Raw genomic sequence first — 24,290 nt, 5'->3', positions numbered from 1 at the left:
TGTCCATTTTAGGGAAATACAGGATAAATATCCTGGACTTTCCATCCATTTACATAAATAGTGAAACGAATATTACCTTCACTTTCCGTTTCTTCAAAATCAATCGTATAAAAATCCTGTCTATCCAGATATTCTACACCAGGCAGGACCATTATGGGATCACCGTTACTGTCGGTTTCTATATTCCCCTTCTCATCACGAAGAGGAATACGACTATCCAATATCACCTTTATGATATCAAGATTCCGGCATACAACCAGATTGGTCGGTTTATACACTACATCCAGATAAAGAGGTGCATTGGAGAAAGGGTCTTCCTCCTCCTCTCCCATCAACCTCATGACTTTTATATAGGCATAGACTGTGTCGGAACTAAGATTCATATCGTAAGTGGTATATGTCAATAAAGGCGCATATTCTTTAATCGTATTATCATATTTATAATGGCCATTTCTTCCGGAAATATGTATATCCCAGTTTTCCTGAATATTTTCAGAGTTTATTCCAGTCTTCGGCCACCCACCAATGCCGACACGCACTACATTTGTGTTTTTTATCAACGATGTATGGACAAGAGTTTCCTTATCTTTCTCCACTACTACATTTTCCACCAGTCCATGAAATAGATCCTTGAATTGCCGGGTCTGAGGAATTGCCCTGTCATTATCTGCCAGATTAATATTGTAATTCAAAAAAACACGAAAATCTTTCAGATTTGTTTTCCCTATAACCGGGCTACAAACACTTTCATCCGTCGCGCAGGTTGACTGTAATATCTGAAAATCCCGATCAAACTCTTCACTCCCGGCCCATGTAACGATCGTATACACACCAGGGGCCAGATCGATCTTACGCTGCCATCCTAAACATAATTCTCCTGAACCTACCGGAGGGCGTAAAGTATCACATAAAATTCCATTACTATCAAATACAAACGTTTTCAGATCTTGCACAGCTTCTCCTAACTCATCTTTATACTCCATATTACATAAGAAGTCATAACTAAGTACCACTCCATTCTGGGGAGGGCATTCCGGCAAATCCTCATAGATACAACCATATAGCGGTAGCAAGACTACGGAAAAAAGCAGAGCTATTTCTTTTTCAAACGTCATTGTTTCTTTAGATTAAAAAACTTTATCAGAGAATTCCTTTTTCAAGGCCTTCTCTGATAAAAGCCTTTGTTCAATCAGACTGTTTATTAAATAGAAGGAGTGATATCCGTCACTTTCCACGGATTAACTTTCACACTAACCACCACATTTACACCCGGCATCTCCGGATCCGGATCAATCGGATCTTTCGGATCTACTGTTGCAACTCCTCCGGGAACAGGTATTTTACCGACAAAAGCAGAGATCAGGCTATTCAAATCGATCCTGTAAATATATCCGGCCTGAAATGAGGTAAGAAAATCATTGTTGACAGAACCATTCACTGTAAAGACTTTCATTGTAATAAATTCTTTTCCTGAAGCATACTTCTCTTTTTCAGTGCTTTCATAAGCGGTTTTGCTCTCATAAGCTTTCACTTTCAAAATAACATGAGGTAACTCATTTGCCAATGCCTCTTTCGTTGTACGGTTCGATGACTGAGCATAAATCTGAAAAGCAGATGTTTTATCTTTTACTATGCCTATATTACGATTAGCAGATGCACCTCCACCTATCGTCGTATTCCAATACTGGCCTTTATCCGTCACTGGAGTTGTTTTACCTACATAGATCTCCATTTCATCTTTTGTTCCTAAACTAGTAACACTCGGGTATTGTACCTTTATAACATTGGCATTACTTCCCACTATACGATCCCACATATTCCCCATGCATAAGAAAGTATTATTTTCAGAAGTACCGGCTGTATGCCATCCTTTTTCATGATAAGCTTTGTACCAATCCGGCCATCCGGCTGCAGCCTCACTCCCGGGCCACGGAAGCATAAAAGGATCACGGGAAGCATCACGTACCTTTATATTATTTACATAAATTTCCTCTACATCAACTGCATAGTAGTAATTGGGAAACCATTTAACAGACTCTGCATTGGGTAAAGTCCCAAAATCAGGCACAAGGACCCATCCGAAATCAATATTATTAGTATCGTCGTCTATCTCCGCTTCTGTAGCAACAGTTCCTTTACTTCCCCCCATAATATATTCAGTATTTTTTTCCGGTTGAGACAACGTTTTTCCTGCTTGGACATGCCAATAATGATCCGGAATATAAGCTTTGTCATCAGGAAAACCATTACCACTTGTACCAGTCCCTACAACAATACCATATTTTGTTCTGGCCGCTTCATCAAATTTAGTTTCCATGTCAGTTTTAGGCATTGTTTTCCATTTACGACCAAAATAATCTTTCCATTCTTCTTCTTCAGCGACCTGAATACCTCCATATACTTCCAAACGAGCCAAACTGGGTGAAACCTCATAAGTCATTTTATAGACAGGCTTTCCATCCTTTCCGGTCGTATTACTATCAAGGTGGCCTTCCAAAGCAGCACCACGTCCATAATCTTTCGTAACAAGGGTTACCCGTTCAAAATTATCAGTACCTTCTTTATAAGGATTATCTCCTTTCCCTTTATTATCTCTATAATTAAAATAATTAATATTTGTAGTACCGTCATCCGTAGAAGGACGATTTAATAATACGTCTACATGAGTCGTTCCGGCAGGCATACCTATTGTAACACCTTCAGGTTGAGTATTTGAATCAACAGTAGTTCCTGCTAAAATATAATTTCCATACAATGCCTTACCCAGCTGATCATCGGTCAATTTTATTTCACCCAATGATACTCCATAACTATTATAAGGAATAACCAAAGCGGAATAAATTTTGGGAGCATACGTTTGTTTAGAAGGATGACCGGTTTCAATCGCTTTCGTTACAGTTTTATCGACGTGTATCCTCAGATTTACCACTGCATCGTCATTGTTAATCACCCCCTCATCTTTATTACACCCAATGAGGGATATGGCGGCTATCGCCATAATAAATACTTTTTTCATATTATACAATATTATATAGGTTAATTAATCCGTACTTATAAATATTCATTTATATAGATCAGAATAGTAAAATTCTGATTGTCGAGACGGAAAACGAGCAAAGGGATTGTACTTTAGACGTTTTTATTTCAGACGATCAAACATTTGCTTTTTACAAACTTTTCTAATAGCGAAATTATCAAAAATAAAACCAATGAATATGTATTTAAAAGACATTGTTTTGTATCCAAACGTCACGAATAAAAAATCGTCATTCCCTTATAATCAATTTATAAAACAGAGTAATGAAAAGTATATTGAAATATGTAAAACACATCGTATCCTAACATAAATTAACTTAGACTGTTGTTTATTTATATCAGGATACAATGTCATAAATGAAAGGTGGGAAGTAAACTGTTTTCTACTTTATCTGCCGCATCAGCTCTGCAGGCGTACAGTCATAAAAATGTTTACAAAACTTGGTAAAATGAGACATATCGGTAAAATCAAACTCCATAATAATATCGGAAATAGTTATTCCCGGTATGGATAATTTCAGCCTGATATTCTTTGCCTTCTGCTTAAGTAGCCAGTAACGCGCCGGTTCACCGAACTCAACATAAAATTTGCGGGAAAAAGTACGAAGCGACATATTCATCTTCGAAGCGATCTCACTAATGGAGAGACCATTTCTATAGATCGCCTGGAAACGTTGTTTGAAGCTGGTCCCATATCCTAATACAGGATAGAAAAACTCGGCCAGTTCCTTTCGGGTATAATTATAGGTAAGAATGATGAACAGTTCCTTTTGCTTCAAATCGTACAGATAATCACATGGTATCTTCTTAGCAGCCAACAAATAGCTCACCATCTGATCTTCAAAAAGCTTCACTTGGGGAGTCACCTGTAATGGCCGAAAAAGATTGGAGACATCTTTCTCCTCCTTTACATAATTATAACTCTTCACATAACTATAAAGGGTACAATTGTCACACGGAAGCTCCACCCTGTTACCAAACGAAAGTAATAGGACACGCGAATCAACCACAGCAGTTCCATATATACCTGTCGCATGAGGCAGGAAGAAAAAATCATCCTGTTTGAACCTCTGCCGCAAGAAATCGCTCGATGAAAACTCGATTTCGCCCTCCAGCACAAACACTAAATTACAAAACTCAATATTATTAGCAGCGATATGATCATCCTTGTCAAGGATGATCAATCTGAAACCGGTTTCAGATTGAAAGCGCATGCATTTTTCAAATCCCTCATTTTTTTCTGCACACATAAATTTCTTACCTCGTTATTAAAACGAGGCGTAGCAAATATATTTACTTTTTTAATATAATATTTTTATACTGACGAAAATATTCTTCATCAAGTGAAAAAACAAGGCTTACATAAAATAAAACACCTCTCATTTATGACAAAAAACAGAAAAGGGTACCGCAAAAGTCTCATTATAAAACTTCTATGGCACCCCTCTCCTGTCAAATGAATGACAGAAACAGATATTTAATCAAACATATGTCTGAATTTGCTGAAGATCTTTTCTTTCATCGTACGGTTCGGCTGGAAATTCGGCGAGTTTTCCAGGCCGGTCAATGTTTCTTTTTCTGAAGCAGACAACGTCTCAGGAATATATACGCTTACATTGACAAGGAGGTCACCCGTTCCGTAACTGTTCACGGAAGGAAGTCCCTTGTTTCTGAGACGTAATACCTTACCCGGCTGTGTACCCGGTTCGATCTTCACCTTCGCTTTCCCGTCGATGGTCGGTACTTCGACAGTTCCTCCCAAAGCGGCCTGGGGAACGCTTAACAACAAGTTATATAACAAGTCATTCTCATCGCGGATCAGTTCCGGATGCGATTCCTCTTCGATCAGGATCAAAAGGTCACCATTCACACCGCCATGACGGGCAGCATTACCCTTGCCGCTCATGGACAACTGCATGCCTTCTGCCACACCTGCCGGGATATTGATCGTAATAACTTCTTCGTCACGCATAACACCTTCACCGGTACACTGCGTACATTTTTTAGTGATGATCTTGCCTTCACCACCGCAGGTAGGACAGGTCGACTGTGTCTGCATCTGCCCCAGGATCGTATTGGCAATGCGGGTCACCACACCACTTCCATGACAGGTTTCACAAGTTTTAGAGCTGTGATCGTCTTCCGCACCACTACCGTGACACTTGCTGCAGGGAACGTACTTTTTGACTTTTATCTTCTTTTCTACTCCGTTAGCGATCTCTTTCAGGTTCAGCTTTACCTTCACACGCAAATCCGAACCACGGTTCACACGACGGCCGCCACGTGAGCCTCCGCCAAAACCACCGAAACCACCAAATCCGCCAAAGTGCCCGCCAAAGATGTCTCCAAACTGAGAGAAAATATCTTCCATTGACATTCCGGCCCCACCAAAGCCACCTCCCTGAGAGGCGCCTCCTACTCCGGCGTGTCCGAACTGGTCATAACGCTGACGTTTCTGAGCATCACTCAATATGTCATACGCTTCGGCAGCTTCTTTGAATTTCTCTTCTGCTTCCGCATCACCAGGATTCTTGTCCGGGTGGAACTGGATCGCTTTTTTCCGATATGCTTTCTTAATTTCTTCCACTGTGGCGGTTCTTTCCACCTCCAGCACTTCGTAATAATCTCTTTTAGCCATCTTTGTATTGTTGTTATTTGCCCTCTAGCATATTGCTTATTCTCCTACCACTACTTTAGCGTGACGAAGCACTCTATCATTTAAAGTATAACCGGTCTGTACGCAATCCAGGATTTTTCCCTTCATGCCAGGTTCCGGAGCAGGAATCGTAGCTACAGCTTCAAACATTTCGGTGTCGAATGGTTGACCTACCGCTTCAATAACTTTCACTCCCTGCTGGGCCAGATAAGCCATAAATTTGGAATAGATAAGCTCTACACCTTCTTTCACAGCTTCCACGTCGTCCGATTTGCGGATGTTCTGCAATGCACGCTCAAAATCATCTACAACCGGAAGCAAGTTTTTCAGGGCGGCTTCACCACCATTCTTGATCAGGTCTGCCTTTTCACGCAAAGTACGTTTACGGTAATTATCGAATTCTGCCATCAAACGAAGATGAGAGTCGTTCAATTCGTCATACTTCTTTTTCAACTCTTCCAATTCTTCGGTCACAATGTCAGTCTGCGCACATTCTTCTGCCGCATTTTCCTGTTCCTGCTGCAAATTTGTCGCTTCCTCGTTGTTCTGACATTCATTCTTTCCAGCCGTTTCTTTCTTTCCGTTAAAATTCATCTTGCTCATAACTATCTTAATTTTTTTATTATTACCTAATTGTCAGCATAATACGACAACCTTCCTCTACTAACATTCCACATATAGAAAAAGTTATCCCTGCGATCATTCACCGGAATAATATCAAATATGCTGCCAACTATTCATACTCAACAAAAATATCTTTACCTTTGCCTGTATATTTAGGTATAAACAGGTATTATTAATACTATAATAGAATTACTGGCATTATGAAAAGAGTTGTTTTATCCATATTACTGTTATTTGCATTCTTAACCGGCTATGCACAGAACCGGAACGCGTCGATCTGTAGATTAGGATTCACTTACGATATCAGTCAAAGTAATAACTGGGGAAAATATAAACCCGTTGTTACAGGAGTCATTCCTTATTCTTCGGCAGAACTTGCAGGAGTGAAACAGGGCGATATCCTGGAAGCGATAGACGGAGTGCAATCGACGGAAGTTTCACCACAGGAGATTGCAGAGCTATTGAACCCTGCCGGTAAAAATGAAGTGATACTCACTATCTCCAATCTTGCCGTACCGACTAAGCAGGTGATGGTAAAAAAAGATTGCAAAAAGGTCAACTCGATCACGGAAGACCAACTGGCATCGGCTTTTTCAATGTACAGCCTGGAAACGACCAGCGAACGGAACTTTACCTGTCCTTTCAAAACCGTGGTAACACCGGATTCTGTCAACTTCGGCAAATTCAAGACATTTGCATTCGCAACAATCGATGAAAACAACCGTAAACTGGAAACTGCCATTAACGAATGTATCGAAAAAGAAATGACTAAAAAAGGTTTGACCGTAGATATCGTCCAGCCGGATATCCTGATACAGACATTTTACTTCTTCGATAAGAATCCGAACTTTAAAGGAGCGAACAAAGTTATGATAGATAAGGAACCGACTTACCGTTATAATTTTACAGTGAGCAAAATGGACACTTTCCCGTTCCTGGGTAATTCGGCGGCAGAGGCGGAAGCAGAATACCTGTTGCAGTTCGGTTTCCGTATGATCGACCAGGCATTTGTTCCGGGCCGTATCCTCTGGGAATGTGAAGCAAACGAGTTGCTGGAAGATTCCTACAAACTGGAAGAATATGCCCGTATACATGTGCCGCTGATGCTGATGCAATATCCGTACGTAAAATATGGCCGGAATGTATTATATAAAGTAAATCAGAGAACCTATAATTATACGGGTATCAGCTATGACATCGACCGTCTGGAACTGATTACGGATGTCGACCGCAATTCGCCCGCTTACGCATCCGGACTTCGTCCGCGCGATGTGATCGAAAAGATCAATAATAACAAGATGAATTATTCCGCAGAAGAATTTACAGCAGGCTATAAGAACTTCATTTCCAAAACGATGAAATATCGCGATCCTAAAACACAGTTTACGGATGCCAATGGTTTCAAACGCTGTATGTACTGGGATACATTCAACTACCCTAAGGTTGCCGATGCTTTACAAAGTTCCGGCAATGTAGGAGCTTTCTCCTACTTATATTATTATGCTCCTTATGTCAATCCGGCAGGTAACAATGCCTGTACGTTCGATATCAAACGGGGCAAGAACAAAATGGAAATCATCGTCCGCCCTACTATCCGCAGGGAGATTACGGTGGAGATAAAATAAGCATATAAATAAACGTGATATACCCACAAAACTTTGAACAAAAAACGGGGTTCGATAAAGTACGCCGTTTAATTTCCGATAAATGTTTAAGCCTGCTGGGACAAGAGCGGGTAGCAGAGATGGAATTCTCTGCCGATTATACAACCGTTATTGAACGTCTGGAACAAACAGATGAGTTTGTCCGTATCCTGCATGGAGAGGTAGAATTTCCTGCCAGTTTCTTTTTCGATGTACGTTATTCACTGAAAAGGATACGTCCGGAAGGAACCTGGCTGGATGAAAAGGAACTGTTTGACCTGAAACGTTCCCTACAGACAATCAACGATATCGTCTGTTTCTTCCGTCCGACTGAAGAGGAAGAGATCGCTTATCCGGCTCTTACTGCATTGGCGGGTGACATACTGGTATTTCCCCAACTGATCGGAAAGATCGACTCCATTCTCGACAAGTTCGGGAAAGTTAAAGACAATGCCTCGCCCACCCTGGCACAGATCAGAAAAGAGATTACAGCAACGATGAGCGGTATTTCCCGCAGCCTGCAATCCATTCTGCGAAGCGCCCAATCGGAAGGTGTGGTCGATAAAGACGTGACTCCGACCATGCGTGACGGACGTCTGATGATACCTGTCGCTCCGGCTTTCAAAAGGAAGATCAAAGGGATCGTGCATGACGAATCGGCAAGCGGTAAAACAGTTTTCATCGAACCGGAAGTCGTCGTAGAAGCCAATAACCGGGTACGGGAACTGGAAGGTGACGAACGCCGGGAAATCATGAAGATCCTGACAGAGTTTACCAATATAGTACGCCCGATGGTTCCGGATATCCTGCAGTCGTATGAGTTTATGGCAGATATAGATTTTATCCGTGCCAAGGCTCTTTTTGCAGAACAGGTGAAAGGGATCAAACCGGTTGTCGAGAATATACAACAGGTAGACTGGGCACGTGCCGTTCATCCGCTACTTTACCTCTCTTTGCAAAAACAGGACAAGCAGGTTATCCCGCTCGATATCACATTGAGTGAGGAGAAGCGCATACTGATCATTTCCGGTCCGAATGCGGGTGGTAAATCCGTTTGTCTGAAGACGGTAGGTTTGCTGCAATATATGATGCAGTGCGGTCTGCTGATCCCGTTGCACGAAAGTTCGCGTACCGGGATATTCTCCCGTATCTTTATCGATATCGGCGATGAACAGAGTATCGAGAATGACCTGAGTACATATAGTTCCCACCTGACTAATATGAAGTACTTCGTCAGGAACTGCGATGAAAAGACAATCATCCTGATCGATGAGTTCGGTAGCGGTACGGAACCCCAGATCGGCGGTGCGATAGCCGAAGCGCTACTCGACCGGTTCAACCGGAACCGTAGTTTCGGTGTGATCACGACCCACTATCAGAACCTGAAGCATTTTGCAGAAGATACGGAAGGCATTGTAAACGGTGCCATGTTATATGACCGCCACCTGATGCAACCGCTGTTCAAACTGTCGATCGGAAACCCGGGTAGTTCGTTTGCCGTCGAAATCGCACGGAAGATCGGGTTACCGGAAGATGTGATCGCGGATGCTTCTGCGAAAGTCGGTTCCGATTATATCGATATGGACAAATACCTGCAGGATATCGTCCGCGACAAGCGTTACTGGGAAAGCAAACGCCAGAATATCCGCCAGCGTGAAAAGAAACTGGAAGATATCACATCCCGCTACGAAAAGGATCTGGAGGAGGTAAATAAGCAACGTAAAGAGATCATGCGCGAAGCAAAGGCTGAAGCACAGCGAATACTGGCCGAAGCAAATGCAAAGATCGAAAATACAGTTCGCGAGATCAAAGAGGCGCAGGCAGAAAAAGAACAAACCAAACTTGCCCGTAAAGCCTTGGAAGAGTTCAAAACATCTATCGAATCAACCGGCGAGGAAGATGACAAGATAGCTCGCAAAATGGCGAAACTGCAGGAACGGAAAGAGCGTAAAAAGCAAAAGCAGAATTCCCCGCCCACCAAACAAGCGTTCAACCGTGACGTGATCGAAGTCGGCGACAATGTGCGTTTAAAAGGACAAGTTTCTGCCGGGACAGTTATGGAACTTCAAGGAAAACAAGCCGTTGTAGCATTCGGTATGATAAAAAGTACTGTAAAACTCGAACAACTGGAAAAAGTAAGCAAAGGCCAGATCAAGAAAGAAATTCAGAAAAGCACCTTTGTCAGTGTGGGTACGACCGATCATATGCACGAGAAAAAACTGAACTTTAAGCAAGAGATAGATGTTAGAGGTATGAGGGGCGATGAAGCACTGCAAGCTGTCACCTATTTCATTGACGATGCCATCCAGGTCGGAGCTGGGCGAGTCCGTATTCTGCATGGAACAGGTACGGGTATCCTACGGCAACTGATACGCGACTATCTGCATTCGGTTCCGGGTGTCGAGCATTACCACGATGAGCATGTCCAGTTTGGTGGTGCAGGTATCACTGTTGTAGAACTGGATTAAAACAATTGTAGCTATGAGACGAAAAGAGGGAACACATTTGCATAGGCGCAGACATATTTCAAACCGGCATTTGTCGGATAAATATTATTATGCCGGTGAACATGAAACTGTAACCGACATTCGTCTCACACAATACAATTCAGATGGAATCCACACGACTGAAGTAAAAAAAGGAACTACTTCGTTTAATAAACTGGTCGACCCAAACAAAGTAAACTGGTTTCAAGTAAGCGGACTTACCGATTCGGAAACGATCACACGTATCGTAAACGATTTTGGACTCCATAATCTGGATGCCAAAGATATCCTGACACCTCAACATGTGGTAAAGATTGAAGAGTATGCGAATCACATGCTTATTATCCTGAATTCCAGTTATTATGATGCCAATATGGAGATACACTCCGAACACATCAGTATCCTGGTCACCGGTAATGTCGTTATTACTTTTACGGAAAGCAACAACCCAGTCTTCGCCAACACAATGAAAGCACTGGAATCAGATATGTTGAGCCTGCGGAAAAAAGGTAGCGGACTCTTACTTGCTTTCCTGCTGAATACGATCATCGCCAACCTGGTCGAGACGGCTTCGAAGGTGGAGGAAATGTTGGAAGATATAGAGGAAACATTGCTCGATATCAAAAGCGACCAAGGGAATATGGGTTCGATGATCCAGCAACGCCGTCACGAATATATGCTTATCCGTAAAAACAGCCAACCCCTGAAAGAACAATTTCCCAAATTACTGCGTACCGAAAACGGGATAATCAGTCCCGACATGCTTCCGGTCTACACAGATTTGTCAGACCAGTTGCAATTCGTTATACAGACAACCGAAAGTTGCCGGGAAATCATATCTTCTTTGGTGGATCTTTATATCTCCAACAATGACCTGCGCATGAACGCGATCATGAAACGGCTGACAGTCGTATCTACCCTGTTCATTCCATTGACATTCCTGGTAGGCGTATGGGGAATGAACTTCAAACTTATGCCCGAGCTGGACTGGGAATACGGCTATGGTATTGCCTGGGGAGTGATGTTCCTTACCGGTATACTGACCTGGATATATATGAGAAAGAAAGATTGGTTTTAGAGTCCGTAATTCCTTTTAAACTGATAATAGGTATTTCTGGATACATTGAAATGCTTGCAGATCATGACAACAGTATCTCCCCTCTCAAGCATATTCATCACTTCTTCTTTGTTGGCATCCAGCAAAGACTGCTTCGCATCGGTCCCTTTCGGCCGTCCCAGTTGCAGTCCCTCCTTATCTTTCTTATGATTCAAAGCCTCTTTCGTCCGGACAGACATCAGATGATGCTCGATATCCGAAACCAGGTTACAGGTATCCGAGACGACTTCCGTATTCAGGCTGTTGTCTAGCAGATACCGGTCGTTGATACTATATACATGAATACCCCGGGCCATACATTTTCCCAAAAGCGTCATCACTTCGGAAAGGGTACGACCAAACCGGGCAATATCCGTGATAATCACCTTGTCATCCTTTTTCATTCTGTCTATCAACCGATACAAGGAAGGTTCACCTTCTTTCCTCTTTCCGTCTACTATATCAGTTATCCATTTACTGATCTCCAAACCATTTGCTGACGCATAACGAGTAATTTCATCTTTTTGCGTTTCAAGATGTTGCTTGTCAATAGTTACTCTCAAATAAGCTATTATCATAAAACTTCTGCTACTTACTATTTTGAATGTACAAAATATACTTTTAGTTCACGCGGTGAAGATACAATAAAGTAACGACAGCTCATATACTATTTTTCTTTTCATAGCATAAAAAAACGCTAAAAAGCAAGCTGTAGCAAGTTAAAAAACAAGCCTTTACATTTTATGCTAAACTTTCCCTTTTATTGAAAGAAAATGTTATCGAAAACAAGATGAAACATTCTTTAATAAGCGCTCCATACATTTTATAATTATATACGGAGAAATAAACCTATCTTTGCAAATATGAAAAAGTATCTTCTAGTCATATTAACCATCCTCTATATCGGGGTTTCCTGCGGAATTATCCTGAATATCCATCATTGCATGGGTAAGATAGTGGAAGTTGAGTTATGGCAAAACGATACCTGTCCTTCATGCAAGGAAAAGAAACAAGCAGGCCATTGCTGCTCTACGGAGACACAACTGGTTAAAATGACGGTCGATCAGGATATCCATCAGGTACCGGCTATCGACTATACACCGGTCGCCCTGTCCTTGCTTTTTAATATGAATGCTTTGCAGATTCTCTCCGAAGCAAGTGAATCAGGCATACCTAATCCTTATTATAATACCCCACCTGACGAATGCAGCGGTACAGAACGATGCATTCTTAACTGTTCTTTTCTGATTTAGTTGATATTGGCTTTAGGGCCAACCATATCTTTTGTTTAGAATCCATAAACAAAAAATTATTATAATCTGTTCCTTTTGTGTAACACAAGAGAAAATAGAAGGTGTACAGCCATTCTTTGTAAAACAAAGTCTGCTGTAGACTCAGATTGTATGCATCAATTAATCCATCAGAATAAAAACAGTACTCTATGCTAAATAAAATAATCCGTTATTTCCTTGAGAACAGGGTAGTAACCATGCTATTATTAATACTGGTTGTTGTGTGGGGAATATCGACCTCTCCTTTCAACTGGCACGGGGGCATTATCCCACGTAATCCCATCCCGGTGGATGCGATCCCGGATATCGGTGACAACCAACAAATTGTCGCTACCGAATGGATGGGACGGTCACCTAAAGACATACAGGACCAGATCACTTATCCGCTGACAACCTCGCTACTGGGCATTCCGGGTGTGAAAAGTATCCGGAGTTCCTCCATGTTCGGTATGTCATTCATTTATATTATTTTCGATGATGATATCGAATTTTACTGGAGCCGTTCACGTATCCTGGAAAAATTAAATTCGTTGCCACCCGGAACATTGCCGGAAGGCGTACAACCAGCTCTGGGACCTGATGCAACGGCTTTAGGGCAAATATATTGGTACACACTGGAGGGCAGGAATCCGGAAACAGGCAAACCTACCGGAGGATGGAATGCCGAAGAACTGCGTACGATCCAGGACTTCTATGTTAAATATAGTCTTTCGGCAGCCGAAGGCGTATCGGAAGTTGCTTCTGCCGGAGGCTTCGTAAAAGAATATCAGATCGAGCTCAATCCGGATGCCATGCGGGCATTCAATATATCGGTCATGGATATTATGAATGCCGTAAAAAAGAGCAATCTTGATATCGGTGCGGAAACAATGGAGATCAATAAAGTAGAATACCTGATCCGGGGATTAGGATATATTAAAGATGTATCCGATCTGGAGAAAGCCGTTATCACTGTTCGCGACGGTGTCCCGGTACGTATATCGGATGTTGCTTTCGTAAATATCGGCCCGGGGACACGGCGGGGAGGATTGGACAAGGAAGGAATAGAAGCTGTCGGTGGTGTCGTCATCGCCCGTTACGGAGCCAATCCGCTGGAAGTGATCGACAATGTAAAAACAAAAATCAAAGAAATAGAAGCCGGACTTCCGCAGAAAACATTGGAAGACGGGACAGTCTCAAAGGTCAGTGTCGTGCCGTTCTATGATCGCACCGGACTGATAAAAGAGACAATCGGGACACTCGAAACTTCACTCTCCCATGAAATACTGATCTGTATCATCGTGATTATCGTACTGGTGCTGAATCTGCGTGCTTCGGTCATTATTGCAAGCATGTTGCCGATAGCTGTACTGGCAACATTCATTATTATGAAATATACCGGGATAGAGGCGAATATTGTCGCATTGTCCGGCATCGCTATTGCGATCGGTGTTATGGTGGATGTCGGTGTCGTTTTCGTAGAGAGTATTATACGGTATATGGAGATGCCCGAGAACAAAGGCATTCGAAGTGGTAAAGCGTTCGTAAACCTTATTTACAAAGCGGTAAGCGAAGTATCGGGAGCCATCACTACGGCAATGATTACAACGATTGTCAGCTTCCTGCCCGTTTTTGCCATGGAGGCACAGGAAGGGAAAATGTTCTCTCCCCTCGCCTACACGAAGACGTATGCATTGGCTTCTTCCTTTATCCTGGGGTTGATCTTATTGCCTACTCTTTCTTATTTGTTATTCTCTGTCCGAATAAATTCGAAAATAATACGCAAAATCGCCAATTATCTGTTGGTCGCGGCAGGCATTGTGCTTATGATCATTTACGGAAGTGTTCCGGCACTCGGACTAACGGCCGTAGGACTAAACAACCTGTTTGCATCCTACTGGAAAAATCCGAAGATGGCTACTTACATCAATATTGGTATTACATTACTGGTTGCCGTTTACTATTTGTCGGAAGAATGGCTGCCGATGGGACCGCAAGCCGGGCTATCCGCCAATATCTTATTTGTTGCGGCGTGTATCATCATCATTCTGTCCCTTCTCTGGATACTGGTTATCTATTACGAACGGATATTGAGATGGTGCCTTAACCATCGCTGGCAGTTCATGATCGTTCCGGCTGCAACGATTGTATTTGGCTTCATGATCTGGATGGGATTCAACCGAACATTCGGGCTGGTCGCTTCCGGATTCGAGACACTGGGATGGAAAGACTTCCGGCAAACAGCTTTCTGGGAAAAGGCTTCGGCCGAATTTCCCGGTATCGGTGAAGAATTTATGCCCAGCCTGAATGAAGGATCTTTCCTGCTGATGCCTACCAGTATGCCTCATACCGGAGTTGCCCAAAACCTGGATTATATTGAAGCACTGGATAAACGCCTGGCAGCCATTCCGGAAGTAGAGACCGCGATCGGGAAATGGGGACGTGTGAACTCGGCTCTCGACCCGGCACCGGCACAGATGTTTGAGAATACGATCAATTACCGTCCGGAATATATATTGAATGAAGACGGCGGACGGGAACGGTTTAAAGTGAACAGGCAGGGAGAATATCTTTTAAAAGACAGCAGTACCTACAATCCGGCCGATGGTTTCCGGCTGATTCCAAAAGATAGCCTGATTCCCGACCGGAAAGGAGATTACTTCCGTCAATGGCGTCCGGAGATTAAAAACACAAACGATATCTGGCAACAGATCGTGAATGTCACTCATTTGCCGGGTCTGACCTCTGCTCCCAAACTACAGCCGATAGAGGCCCGTCTCGTGATGCTTTCGACCGGAATGCGTGCACCTATGGGATTAAAGATATACGGACCGGACCTGGAAACGATCGAACAAAGCGGAAAAGCCATCGAGCAGGCATTGAAAGAGGTACCTTCCGTAATCCCTTCTTCCGTCTTTTATGACAGGGCGGTCGGTGCTCCATACCTGGAGATCAAACTGAACAGGGATAATATGGCCCGTTATGGAGTGAATGTAGAAGACCTGCAGGAAATATTAAGTGCAGCTGTCGGCGGTATGGTTCTAACGACAACAGTAGAAGGCAGGGAGCGCTTCCCCGTCCGTCTCCGCTATGCACGCGAACTTCGGGATAACCCGGAAGCTTTATCCATGTTGTTGGTTCCTACCGCAACCGGTGCACAGATTCCTTTGAAGGAACTAGCCGATATCGATTACACCCGGGGAGCACAGATGATCCAAAGCGAAAACACCTTCCTGGTCGGTTATGTGATATTCGATAAGCTATCCGGCAAGGCGGAAGTGGATGTTGTAAAAGAAGCGACACGCATACTGGATCAAAAGATAAAAGACGGAGAACTGACCCTGGCGAAAGGTGTATCCTATAAGTTTGCCGGTAACTACGAACAGCAGGAACGCGCCACCCAACGGTTGGCAATCGTTGTTCCCCTGGCACTGCTTATCGTCCTGCTCGTCCTGTATTTCCAGTTCAAGACAGTAACCGCTTCCCTGATCCATTTCTCCGGTGTATTCGTTGCCTTTGCGGGTGGTTTTATCCTGCTTTGGCTGTACGGACAAGATTGGTTCATGAACTTTTCCGTCGGAGGAGAAAATATGAGGGATCTTTTCCAGATGCATACTATCAACCTGAGTGTGGCAGTCTGGGTAGGATTTATCGCCCTGTTCGGAGTGGCGACAGATGACGGAGTGTTGATGGGAACTTATATCCATCAGACATTCCTGCAACAGAATCCCACCACAAAAGAAGCGATCCGTGAAGCAGTCGTTACAGCCGGTCTCAAACGCGTACGCCCCGCTGCTATGACCACTGCTACAACGCTGATCGCCTTGTTACCGGTATTGACTTCTACAGGAAAAGGAGCAGATATCATGGTTCCGATGGCAATACCAACTTTCGGTGGTATGCTGATCCAGTCCATGACCATGTTCGTCGTCCCCGTCCTGCAATGTTGGTGGCGTGAAGGCGCTATAAAGAAAGAACAAAAGAAACAGAATCTTCAAAACAATAGAAACGATGAGAAATAAAATCAAAATACAAATATATATAACAGGAATAACCTTGCTGTTCGGCCTTTTTCCTGCTTTCCCACAACAGGCGGACAGTCTGTCGTGGTATCTGGAAACGGCAGCACGCAACAATCCGCTGATAAACTCCAATTTTGCTTTATATAAAGCATCATTGGAAAAGATTCCGCAAGCCGGAGCATATGCCGATCCAGAACTTGATATCGGTCTTTTCGTCAAACCGATGGAGACTTTGAGTGGCAAGCAAATTGCCGACTTTACGCTTATGCAGATGTTTCCCTGGTTCGGAACACGTAAAGCCGCCCGCAACGAAGCAACCGAGATGTCGCGCATGGCTTACGAACAATTTCGCGAAGCCAGGAACAATCTGTTCTATGAAGTGAAAAGCCAGTGGTATCAGTTATGCAACCTCAACGAGCAATACAAGAATACACAGGCAAACCTTCTGTTACTTGAACAACTGGAAAAGCTGGCACTCAACCGCTACTCAGCTCCTTCCGCCAATGCTCCAACCCCGACAACTGCACCCGTTGCCACCGTTGTCGCAGCACCTCCCGTTGCTACAGGCAACAGTATGGACAATATGGGAGGAATGGGTAACTCTTCCCAAACAGCAACACAGGGAATACCGGCAGGAAACTCTTCCATGCAAAGTATGGGAGCCGGTTCGATGGGAACAAGTAATTCCTCCGGTAGCATGTCGGATGTATTGCGCATACAGATAGAAAAAGCAGAACTTCAGAATAATCTGGAAATCCTCGCTTCTAACAGAATAGCAGCCGAAGCACGTTTCAATGCCTTGTTGAACCGTAAACAAGATATGCGGATAGCCGTTCCCGATTCACTGGAACAACTGCATTTCCTGATCGATGACCAGACAATGACCGACAGTATCATTACTGCCAATCCTATGCTTTCCATGCTTGAAGCGGAAGCGAATGCTTATCGTGCCAAAGCCGTCATGGATAAAAAGATGAGTTATCCGATGTTCGGTATCGGCCTGCAATATTCGCTTGTCGGGAAATCAAACAATAAGATGGTCATGGACGATATGAACGGGATGGATATGTTTATGCCGATGTTCAAGATCAGCATCCCTATTTTCCGTAAAAAATATCAGGCACAACAGAAAGAGAGCCAGCATTACCGCCGGGCAAGCGAACTGAAATATGAAAACACGTTGAACGAACTGCAATCCGAATACCAGACAGTCAAGCAACAACTGGCCGATGCCGCACGTAAAATAGCCCTTTATAAGAAACAACAGGAACTGTCGCTCTCCACCTGGCAACTGATCGTACGGGAATTTTCTGCCGGCACGACAAGCCTGACTGACGTGATACAGGTAGAGCGCCAGCTATTGGATTACGGACTCAAAAAAAGTGAAGCCATTGCCGAATACAACACGATGGTAGCTGGATTGGAAAAATTAGTAGCAACTTCAATAAACGAATAAAGACATGAAAAAGATAAAAGAATGGTTTAAGACCAAAGAAATACGATATACATTATTTGCATTGGCAGGTTTATTCCTCGGCTGGTTGTTCTTCAGTCCGTCTTCCACCCCGTCACCGGCAAACGACGAACAGCATAGTCATGACAGCATCGAAGGACATACACACAGCCATGACCTGCAACAGGATGAAAACGGGGTCTGGACTTGCTCTATGCACCCACAGATCAAACAGGACAAACCCGGTAAATGCCCGATATGCGGTATGGACCTGATTCCCTTACGTAAAAGCGGCAATAACCACGAGAACGTAGATCCTTCAGCGATCCAATTGTCGGAAGAAGCAATTGCTCTGGCGAATGTACAGACCTCCCGCCTCAGTAAGGAAAACCCGGTGAAGGAAGTCCGCTTATATGGTAAAATCGCTCCGGACGAGCGAAGCCTGCAATCACAAACTGCCCACGTAGGAGGCCGTATTGAAAGTCTTGCTGTCGACTTTACCGGAGAAACAGTCCGCGCCGGACAAACTCTTGCAACCTTATACTCACCGGAATTGTTCACGGCACAGCAGGAACTGATAGAAGCCCTGAAAATGCAGCAACCTGCGCTGATCAAAGCAGCCCGTGAGAAACTACGACTCTGGAAAATGACGGATGCGCAGATTACTGCTATCGAACAATCGGGAACAATCTCTCCCACCGTAGAGATCAAATCGAACACAAGCGGTATCGTGATGTCGAAACGTGTCAGCCAGGGAGATTACGTATCGCAGGGAGCCGTTTTATTCGATGTAGCCAACTTGTCAAAAGTATGGGCAATGTTCGATGCTTACGAAACCGACCTGCCGTTCCTCAGCAAAGGCGATCTGGTCACATTCACCATGCAGGCATTTCCCGGCAAAGCATTCAAAGGGCGTATCGCTTTTATCGATCCGATCGTCAACCCGACCAGCCGTACCTCCCGTGTACGTGTCGAAGTTGCAAATCCAGGTATGGAATTAAAACCGGAAATGTATGCGACAGCTATTGTAGATGCCCCTTTGAAAGGATATAAGGATCAGATCGTCGTTCCCCAGACAGCCGTTCTCTGGACCGGCAAACGATCTATCGTTTATGTGAAACAACCGGACACCACTACTCCGACATTCCTGATGCGGGAAGTAGAATTAGGCCCGTCATTAGGCAATGCCTATGTGATACTGAAAGGACTTGCGGACGGAGAAGAGATCGTGACAAACGGCGTTTTCTCTATCGATGCCAGTGCACAGCTGGAAGGAAAAACGTCGATGATGAACAATGACGGGAATGCGGCCCATCCGATGACGGGACATGCAGGACATCATATGCACGGAGAAACAGCAGCTCAAAGCACAACCCAAAGCGAACATGCTATGTTTGGAGTAAAAGGAGCCTGCGATATGTGTAAACAACGGATCGAAGAAGCAGCCAAAAGTGTCAAAGGAGTCACCTCCGCCTCTTGGGATAAAGAAAACCAAATGGTCCATTTACAGTTCAATCCGGCACAAACTTCCGTCGATGCCATTGCCAAAGCAATAGCCGAAGCCGGACATGACAACGATAAATACAAAGCTGACGACAGCATCTACAACAAGCTCCCGGCTTGTTGCAAATACCGTCAATAGATCACTGAAGCGCAAACAAAAAGGGCTACAATTTATTTTGTATCCCTTTATCGTTGCGCTTCAAAAATATCCTCTTCTTTTCAATAATACGTCTCTGTCAGTGGAATATTTACTTCTACGGATAGCATTCCAGTACCATCACTACAAAAACGTACCTTATTTTCCCGGGCTAACCACCCCAATGCAAGAAAAATAACAGACTCTTTACAATGAGTCATCTCACCGATCTTTCTGATAGACATGTTACCTCTCTCTGCAAGCAAACGCCAAATCTGGCCGGCATTTGAACCAACGTCATTCTTATTCATAACACTCCATTTTTTGATATTTGACTTAAAACTAATCATAATAAGTCAAATAAGACTGTCCCATTTGGCTCTTATATTAGTTATTTATACCACTTTTCAACTCTCGCACAAAACAAAATGACTTTGCTTTATGAATAGAACAATCCTTACATCGATAATGTTTCACGAAAATCATACAACTTCCATATAATTTGAAAGAAAAATAGCTTTTTAACTTACGATCATCAACTTATACTTTTAATTTACAAGCAATAATGTTTGTCTATGAAAGAGACTGAAACCATCATCCTTTTACTTTCCGGGTCTCTGCTGAATTAATTAAAAGAAACCGTAAACAAAGCCTTCTTTTAAAATGTTTGAATAGTATAGAATCAAATAAAACAATTAGGCGATATGGACGATTATGAATTGATTGATAACGAGGAGAACCACCAATACGAATTTCATATTGGTAAATACATTCCGAGAATTGAGTATATAAAAACCAAGAACGGCGAGATATATCTCACGCATACTGAAGTGCCTGTAGCTCTTGAAGGAAAAGGTGTAGGCAGCCAGCTGGCTGAAAAGGTACTGAAAGATATAGAAAAGCAGGGATTACGTTTGGTTCCGTTGTGTCCCTTCGTTGCCGGATACATCCAAAAACATCCGGACTGGCGACGTATAGTAATGAAAGGTATTAATGTAGGATAAAGCGATTATAGAGTATGGGAAAGAAAATTGAATATTCAAACGGTGAGCTGACCATTATCTGGCAGCCCGAATTGTGCAAGCATGCCGGTATTTGTGTAAAAACATTACCACAGGTATACAACCCGAAGGAAAGACCGTGGGTTAAAATAGAAAATGCAACTACGGAAGAACTGATCGCGCAGATCAATAAATGTCCGTCGGGCGCACTTAGTTACAGATTGAATAAAAAAGAATAGATTTAAACAGGCTATAACTTAATTAATGACAGGCTTCCGTCAGGTTCGTTCACAAACCGGCGGAAGTTTTTTTATTTGAGACGTCCTTCTATGCCCAACTGATAAAGAAATAATCCCCAGTTTTCTTCACGGATCTCTTTGTTCAAGCGCACCTGTTCAGGATGGAGATGCCCCGGATAACTATCATTCAGATAGTACTTGTCTTCTGCAATATCATAATAGAAAACCAGATCATCATAAGCGGCACTTATTAAACTCGAGACATTAGTAGCTGTAAATAACTCCGTTCCGGCTAAAATGACAAGGATCTTTTCATATTGCCCCAGTTTTTCTGAAAATGCCGAATGATCATAAAAACGAATCTCTCTGGTATCTTTGTCGAACCACTTGATATCGTTGCCTGTGAAAAGTATCTCATTTCCCAGAGGGAGATTATATACTTTATGCCCCAGACCAACAACAATTATTTCGGATTCTCCGTTCAGAGAACCATCATTCTCACAACCGACAAATGTCAGCAGCAAAAATAAAAACGACAGGAAGCAACATAACTTTTTCATCAGACAATCATTTAGTACAGGTTCTTTATATAAAAATGCAAAACCTCCCGAATTACTGCGTCTGCATGAGATAAATTCCGGAGTGAAGAATATCAGTCTCAAAATTAGCATTTTAAATTGGATACACAAATCATTACGGGAGAAAATGTATCCCTGTCAAGGCATCGAATTATAATAACGCCAGGTATTATCCCGTTTACGGTTTCTCCGTTTATTCCTTTCTTTTTTTGAAAAGACCCATTCCAGCATATCATTCAGCGAGAAATAAAGTTTTACAGACCCGCCCACAGTTCCTCGTTTCTGTCCGTCTTTCACCACATCCGAAGAGTACAGATTCCTCCCTCCTGCTGCAGCCGTTACCGGCAACTTTCCTACTTGTATCTCCTTTTTGTCGATAAGACGCGTAGGAGGCGGCGTATAGGCTTCTTTGTTTATCTTTGGAGTAGTATCCAGTTCCATCGTATACAGACGGTAAACACTCGGGGGCATCGATTTATAATCCAGATCTTTATGTACGCTATCCGTATCTGCCCGCAAATATTCGGAAAAGTCTTTCAAGACAGGCAGCTCGGCAGGTGCTTCCAGTATCTGCTGCCCGGGTTCGTCTTCCAGGTGTATGAATGTACCTTCCCGGATCGCCTTTTGAAACTCCGGGTTAATACGTACCGTATCCGTTCCGGATAAAATACCGGATAACCACACCGAATCTTTTTCACTCCAATTCTGCCCGTATACATGTACAGGCAGTGATCCTGTCAACATCAGAACAAGTAAACACAGCTTCAACTTCATACTATAGAAACGACGATATGAATAATATACTGCATAAGAAGGTCCACAATCAAACAGAAAAAAACATTTGTTTACTACCGATGAGCTTTGTAAACTTCGCGAATATTCATACTTTTACTGCCGGTTTTAAAACAAATAGTAACAAGGGCAGAATATTTATGAACTAACAATATATTATTTATGAAAAAGATTATCAGCTTATTTTTAGCGGCTACAGCTTTTGCCTGTACGCAGGAACAAAGCATAGACGTAACGGTAACGAACCCGTCGGCCATTAACCGTTCAAACGAGATCACAGAAATCCCGAAGGATGCCGTTGCAAAACTGAATGGCGAGTCTTTCATCATCTCCGACAACAACGGGACACAAATCCCTTATCAGATCACTTACGACAATAAAATTATTTTCCCTGTCGATGTGAACGCAAACAGCAGCGTTACTTATCAGATCAAACCTGGTACTCCCGAAACACCTGCGACTGTTGCCTGCGGTAAATTTTATCCGGAACGTGTGGACGATATCGCCTGGGAAAACGACCGCATTGCCTTCCGTACTTATGGTCCGGCTTTGCAGGCTACCGGCGAACAGGCTTTCGGTTATGATATCTGGGTAAAATGTGTATCGCAACCGGTTGTCGATATGCGTTACAAGACAGAACTCGATCCGGAATCGAGAGCTAAAATAGCAGAATTAAGAAAGACCGACAAGAAAGCGGCACAGGAACTGGCAAACTCTATTTCCTACCATATCGACCATGGGAACGGACTGGATTACTACAAAGTAGGTCCGACATTGGGTGCTGGTACTTCCGCTCTTTTATCCAACGACTCCATCGTTTATCCGTACTGCTACAAAGAATATGAAATCCTGGATAACGGTCCGCTGCGTTTCACAGTCAAGCTCGTTTACAACCCGCTGAAAGTTAAAGATAATGAGAATATTATTGAAACCCGCCTGCTGTCGTTGGATGCCGGTTCACAGTTGAACAAAATAACACTTTCGTTCGCCAACCTGAATGAACCGACCCCACTGGTAACCGGTATCGTTCTGCACGAACCGAGTACAGATCACCAGGCAGACGCAGCCAGCGGTTATATAGCTTACGCTGACCCGGAAGATCCGACAAACGGACAGATATTCGTCGGTGCCGTATTCCCGGAAAAGTTAAGCGATGCCAAAGCAGTAAACTTCTCTGAAGCAGAAAAGAAACAACGCGGAGCAGACGGTCACGTATTGGCTTACACAACTTATGCACCAGGTAGTGAATATACATACTATACAGGAGCCGGATGGAGCAAATGGGGATTCCAAAACTCTACCGAATGGTTCAACTATGTAAAAGAGTTTGCTCAGAAAGTTAAGCAGCCGTTACAGGTAACAGTAAAGTAAAAACATATTCTATGTAAATGTATCCTATAAACCATTCACCTTTCATCTGCTATTCATATCCTATTGTTATATGAATAGTTACGTTCGATGCACGGAGTGAATAGTTGGTGAAAGGAGGTGATAGGTTTGATTCAACCTTTCACCTCCTTTTCAACTAAGGCTTTTCCAGTAAAGAAGAAAGATTAAAGTACTTGACTACTAAGGTCAAAGTGACTATCCTTTCACTTGTCGACCACCGCCGTTAAGGTTAACGACGGTGGTCGACAAGCTTAACGATATACGTCAGCAAGCTTAACGAGCGTCATCGCAAAGCTATCAGGTAATATTGTCCTGTCCTGAAATAAGTTGACAAAACACCACGGTAAACTTATGTCAGAATCGAA

At 43.2% G+C, this 24,290-nt stretch carries 19 protein-coding genes; 10 read left to right on the top strand and 9 right to left on the bottom strand.

The annotated features are described in order from the left end of the window. Nucleotides 1-8 precede the first annotated feature (8 nt). From DWX23_RS21870 to DWX23_RS21850, 5 genes are all read right to left on the bottom strand, one after another. Complete coding sequence (locus DWX23_RS21870; RefSeq protein ID WP_122376054.1) at nt 9-1,115, bottom strand: FimB/Mfa2 family fimbrial subunit; 1,107 nt, start codon at nt 1,113-1,115, stop codon at nt 9-11. 86 nt (nt 1,116-1,201) lie between these two features. After that, nucleotides 1,202-3,016: a hypothetical protein gene (locus tag DWX23_RS21865; protein WP_147382562.1), complete on the bottom strand. Its 1,815-nt coding sequence runs from the start codon at nt 3,014-3,016 to the stop codon at nt 1,202-1,204. 403 nt (nt 3,017-3,419) lie between these two features. Further along, on the bottom strand, nt 3,420-4,286 hold the full coding sequence (locus tag DWX23_RS21860; RefSeq protein ID WP_122376052.1) for an AraC family transcriptional regulator: 867 nt from the start codon (nt 4,284-4,286) through the stop codon (nt 3,420-3,422). 227 nt (nt 4,287-4,513) lie between these two features. Next, on the bottom strand, nt 4,514-5,674 hold the full coding sequence (gene dnaJ, locus DWX23_RS21855; protein ID WP_122376051.1) for a molecular chaperone DnaJ: 1,161 nt from the start codon (nt 5,672-5,674) through the stop codon (nt 4,514-4,516). Nucleotides 5,675-5,710: 36 nt separating this feature from the next. After that, nucleotides 5,711-6,295, bottom strand: coding sequence for a nucleotide exchange factor GrpE (locus tag DWX23_RS21850; RefSeq protein WP_122376050.1), 585 nt, complete (start codon nt 6,293-6,295; stop codon nt 5,711-5,713). A gap of 221 nt (nt 6,296-6,516) precedes the next feature. Between DWX23_RS21850 and DWX23_RS21845 the strand changes: the two genes are divergently transcribed. Genes DWX23_RS21845 through corA form a run of 3 tightly spaced genes read left to right on the top strand, consistent with a single transcriptional unit; the run spans nt 6,517 to nt 11,523 of the window. Then, nucleotides 6,517-7,941, top strand: a complete 1,425-nt coding sequence (locus tag DWX23_RS21845; RefSeq protein WP_122376049.1) for a PDZ domain-containing protein — start codon at nt 6,517-6,519, stop codon at nt 7,939-7,941. A 14-nt stretch (nt 7,942-7,955) separates the two neighbouring features. Next, a complete protein-coding gene (locus DWX23_RS21840; protein ID WP_122376048.1) occupies nt 7,956-10,427 on the top strand; it encodes an endonuclease MutS2 in 2,472 nt (823 codons plus the stop codon). Between the two features lie 13 nt (nt 10,428-10,440). After that, on the top strand, nt 10,441-11,523 hold the full coding sequence (corA, locus tag DWX23_RS21835; RefSeq protein ID WP_122376047.1) for a magnesium/cobalt transporter CorA: 1,083 nt from the start codon (nt 10,441-10,443) through the stop codon (nt 11,521-11,523). Here corA and DWX23_RS21830 read toward each other — a convergent pair. Further along, nucleotides 11,520-12,119, bottom strand: coding sequence for a recombinase family protein (locus DWX23_RS21830; protein WP_122352592.1), 600 nt, complete (start codon nt 12,117-12,119; stop codon nt 11,520-11,522). The genes corA and DWX23_RS21830 overlap by 4 nt on opposite strands. Before the next feature lie 285 nt (nt 12,120-12,404). Between DWX23_RS21830 and DWX23_RS21825 the strand changes: the two genes are divergently transcribed. The 4 genes from DWX23_RS21825 to DWX23_RS21810 all read left to right on the top strand — a co-directional run bounded on the left by DWX23_RS21825 (nt 12,405) and on the right by DWX23_RS21810 (nt 19,929). After that, entirely contained in the window at nt 12,405-12,794 is a 390-nt protein-coding gene (locus DWX23_RS21825; RefSeq protein ID WP_122376046.1) for a hypothetical protein, read from the top strand. A gap of 188 nt (nt 12,795-12,982) precedes the next feature. Next, nucleotides 12,983-16,834 (top strand): efflux RND transporter permease subunit, encoded by a 3,852-nt coding sequence (locus DWX23_RS21820; protein WP_122376045.1) that lies wholly within the window; start codon nt 12,983-12,985, stop codon nt 16,832-16,834. Then, nucleotides 16,824-18,290 (top strand): TolC family protein, encoded by a 1,467-nt coding sequence (locus DWX23_RS21815; protein ID WP_199673360.1) that lies wholly within the window; start codon nt 16,824-16,826, stop codon nt 18,288-18,290. The genes DWX23_RS21820 and DWX23_RS21815 overlap by 11 nt, the downstream gene beginning before the upstream one ends. A 4-nt stretch (nt 18,291-18,294) precedes the next feature. Then, complete coding sequence (locus DWX23_RS21810; protein WP_122376044.1) at nt 18,295-19,929, top strand: efflux RND transporter periplasmic adaptor subunit; 1,635 nt, start codon at nt 18,295-18,297, stop codon at nt 19,927-19,929. An 80-nt stretch (nt 19,930-20,009) separates the two neighbouring features. Here DWX23_RS21810 and DWX23_RS21805 read toward each other — a convergent pair whose 3' ends face one another. Next, nucleotides 20,010-20,237, bottom strand: coding sequence for a winged helix-turn-helix domain-containing protein (locus DWX23_RS21805; RefSeq protein WP_122352588.1), 228 nt, complete (start codon nt 20,235-20,237; stop codon nt 20,010-20,012). Between the two features lie 393 nt (nt 20,238-20,630). Between DWX23_RS21805 and DWX23_RS21800 the strand changes: the two genes are divergently transcribed. Continuing rightward, nucleotides 20,631-20,930: a GNAT family N-acetyltransferase gene (locus DWX23_RS21800; RefSeq protein ID WP_122352587.1), complete on the top strand. Its 300-nt coding sequence runs from the start codon at nt 20,631-20,633 to the stop codon at nt 20,928-20,930. Between the two features lie 14 nt (nt 20,931-20,944). Further along, nucleotides 20,945-21,166, top strand: a complete 222-nt coding sequence (locus DWX23_RS21795) for a (4Fe-4S)-binding protein (RefSeq protein ID WP_122376043.1) — start codon at nt 20,945-20,947, stop codon at nt 21,164-21,166. Nucleotides 21,167-21,237: 71 nt separating this feature from the next. Here DWX23_RS21795 and DWX23_RS21790 read toward each other — a convergent pair whose 3' ends face one another. Both DWX23_RS21790 and DWX23_RS21785 read right to left on the bottom strand, forming a co-directional pair. Continuing rightward, nucleotides 21,238-21,726 (bottom strand): hypothetical protein, encoded by a 489-nt coding sequence (locus DWX23_RS21790; RefSeq protein WP_122352586.1) that lies wholly within the window; start codon nt 21,724-21,726, stop codon nt 21,238-21,240. Nucleotides 21,727-21,882: 156 nt separating this feature from the next. Then, the gene (locus DWX23_RS21785) at nt 21,883-22,518 is read right to left on the bottom strand and encodes a hypothetical protein (RefSeq protein WP_122352585.1); all 636 of its coding nucleotides are present in this window, start codon (nt 22,516-22,518) and stop codon (nt 21,883-21,885) included. A 180-nt stretch (nt 22,519-22,698) separates the two neighbouring features. Between DWX23_RS21785 and DWX23_RS21780 the strand changes: the two genes are divergently transcribed. Next, on the top strand, nt 22,699-23,907 hold the full coding sequence (locus DWX23_RS21780; protein WP_122376042.1) for a DUF4861 domain-containing protein: 1,209 nt from the start codon (nt 22,699-22,701) through the stop codon (nt 23,905-23,907). Nucleotides 23,908-24,290: the final 383 nt, after the last annotated feature.

This window comes from Parabacteroides sp. AF18-52 (assembly GCF_003479145.1).
GTDB classification, from domain to species: domain Bacteria; phylum Bacteroidota; class Bacteroidia; order Bacteroidales; family Tannerellaceae; genus Parabacteroides; species Parabacteroides faecis.
This window is presented reverse-complemented; position numbering and strand designations above follow the sequence as displayed.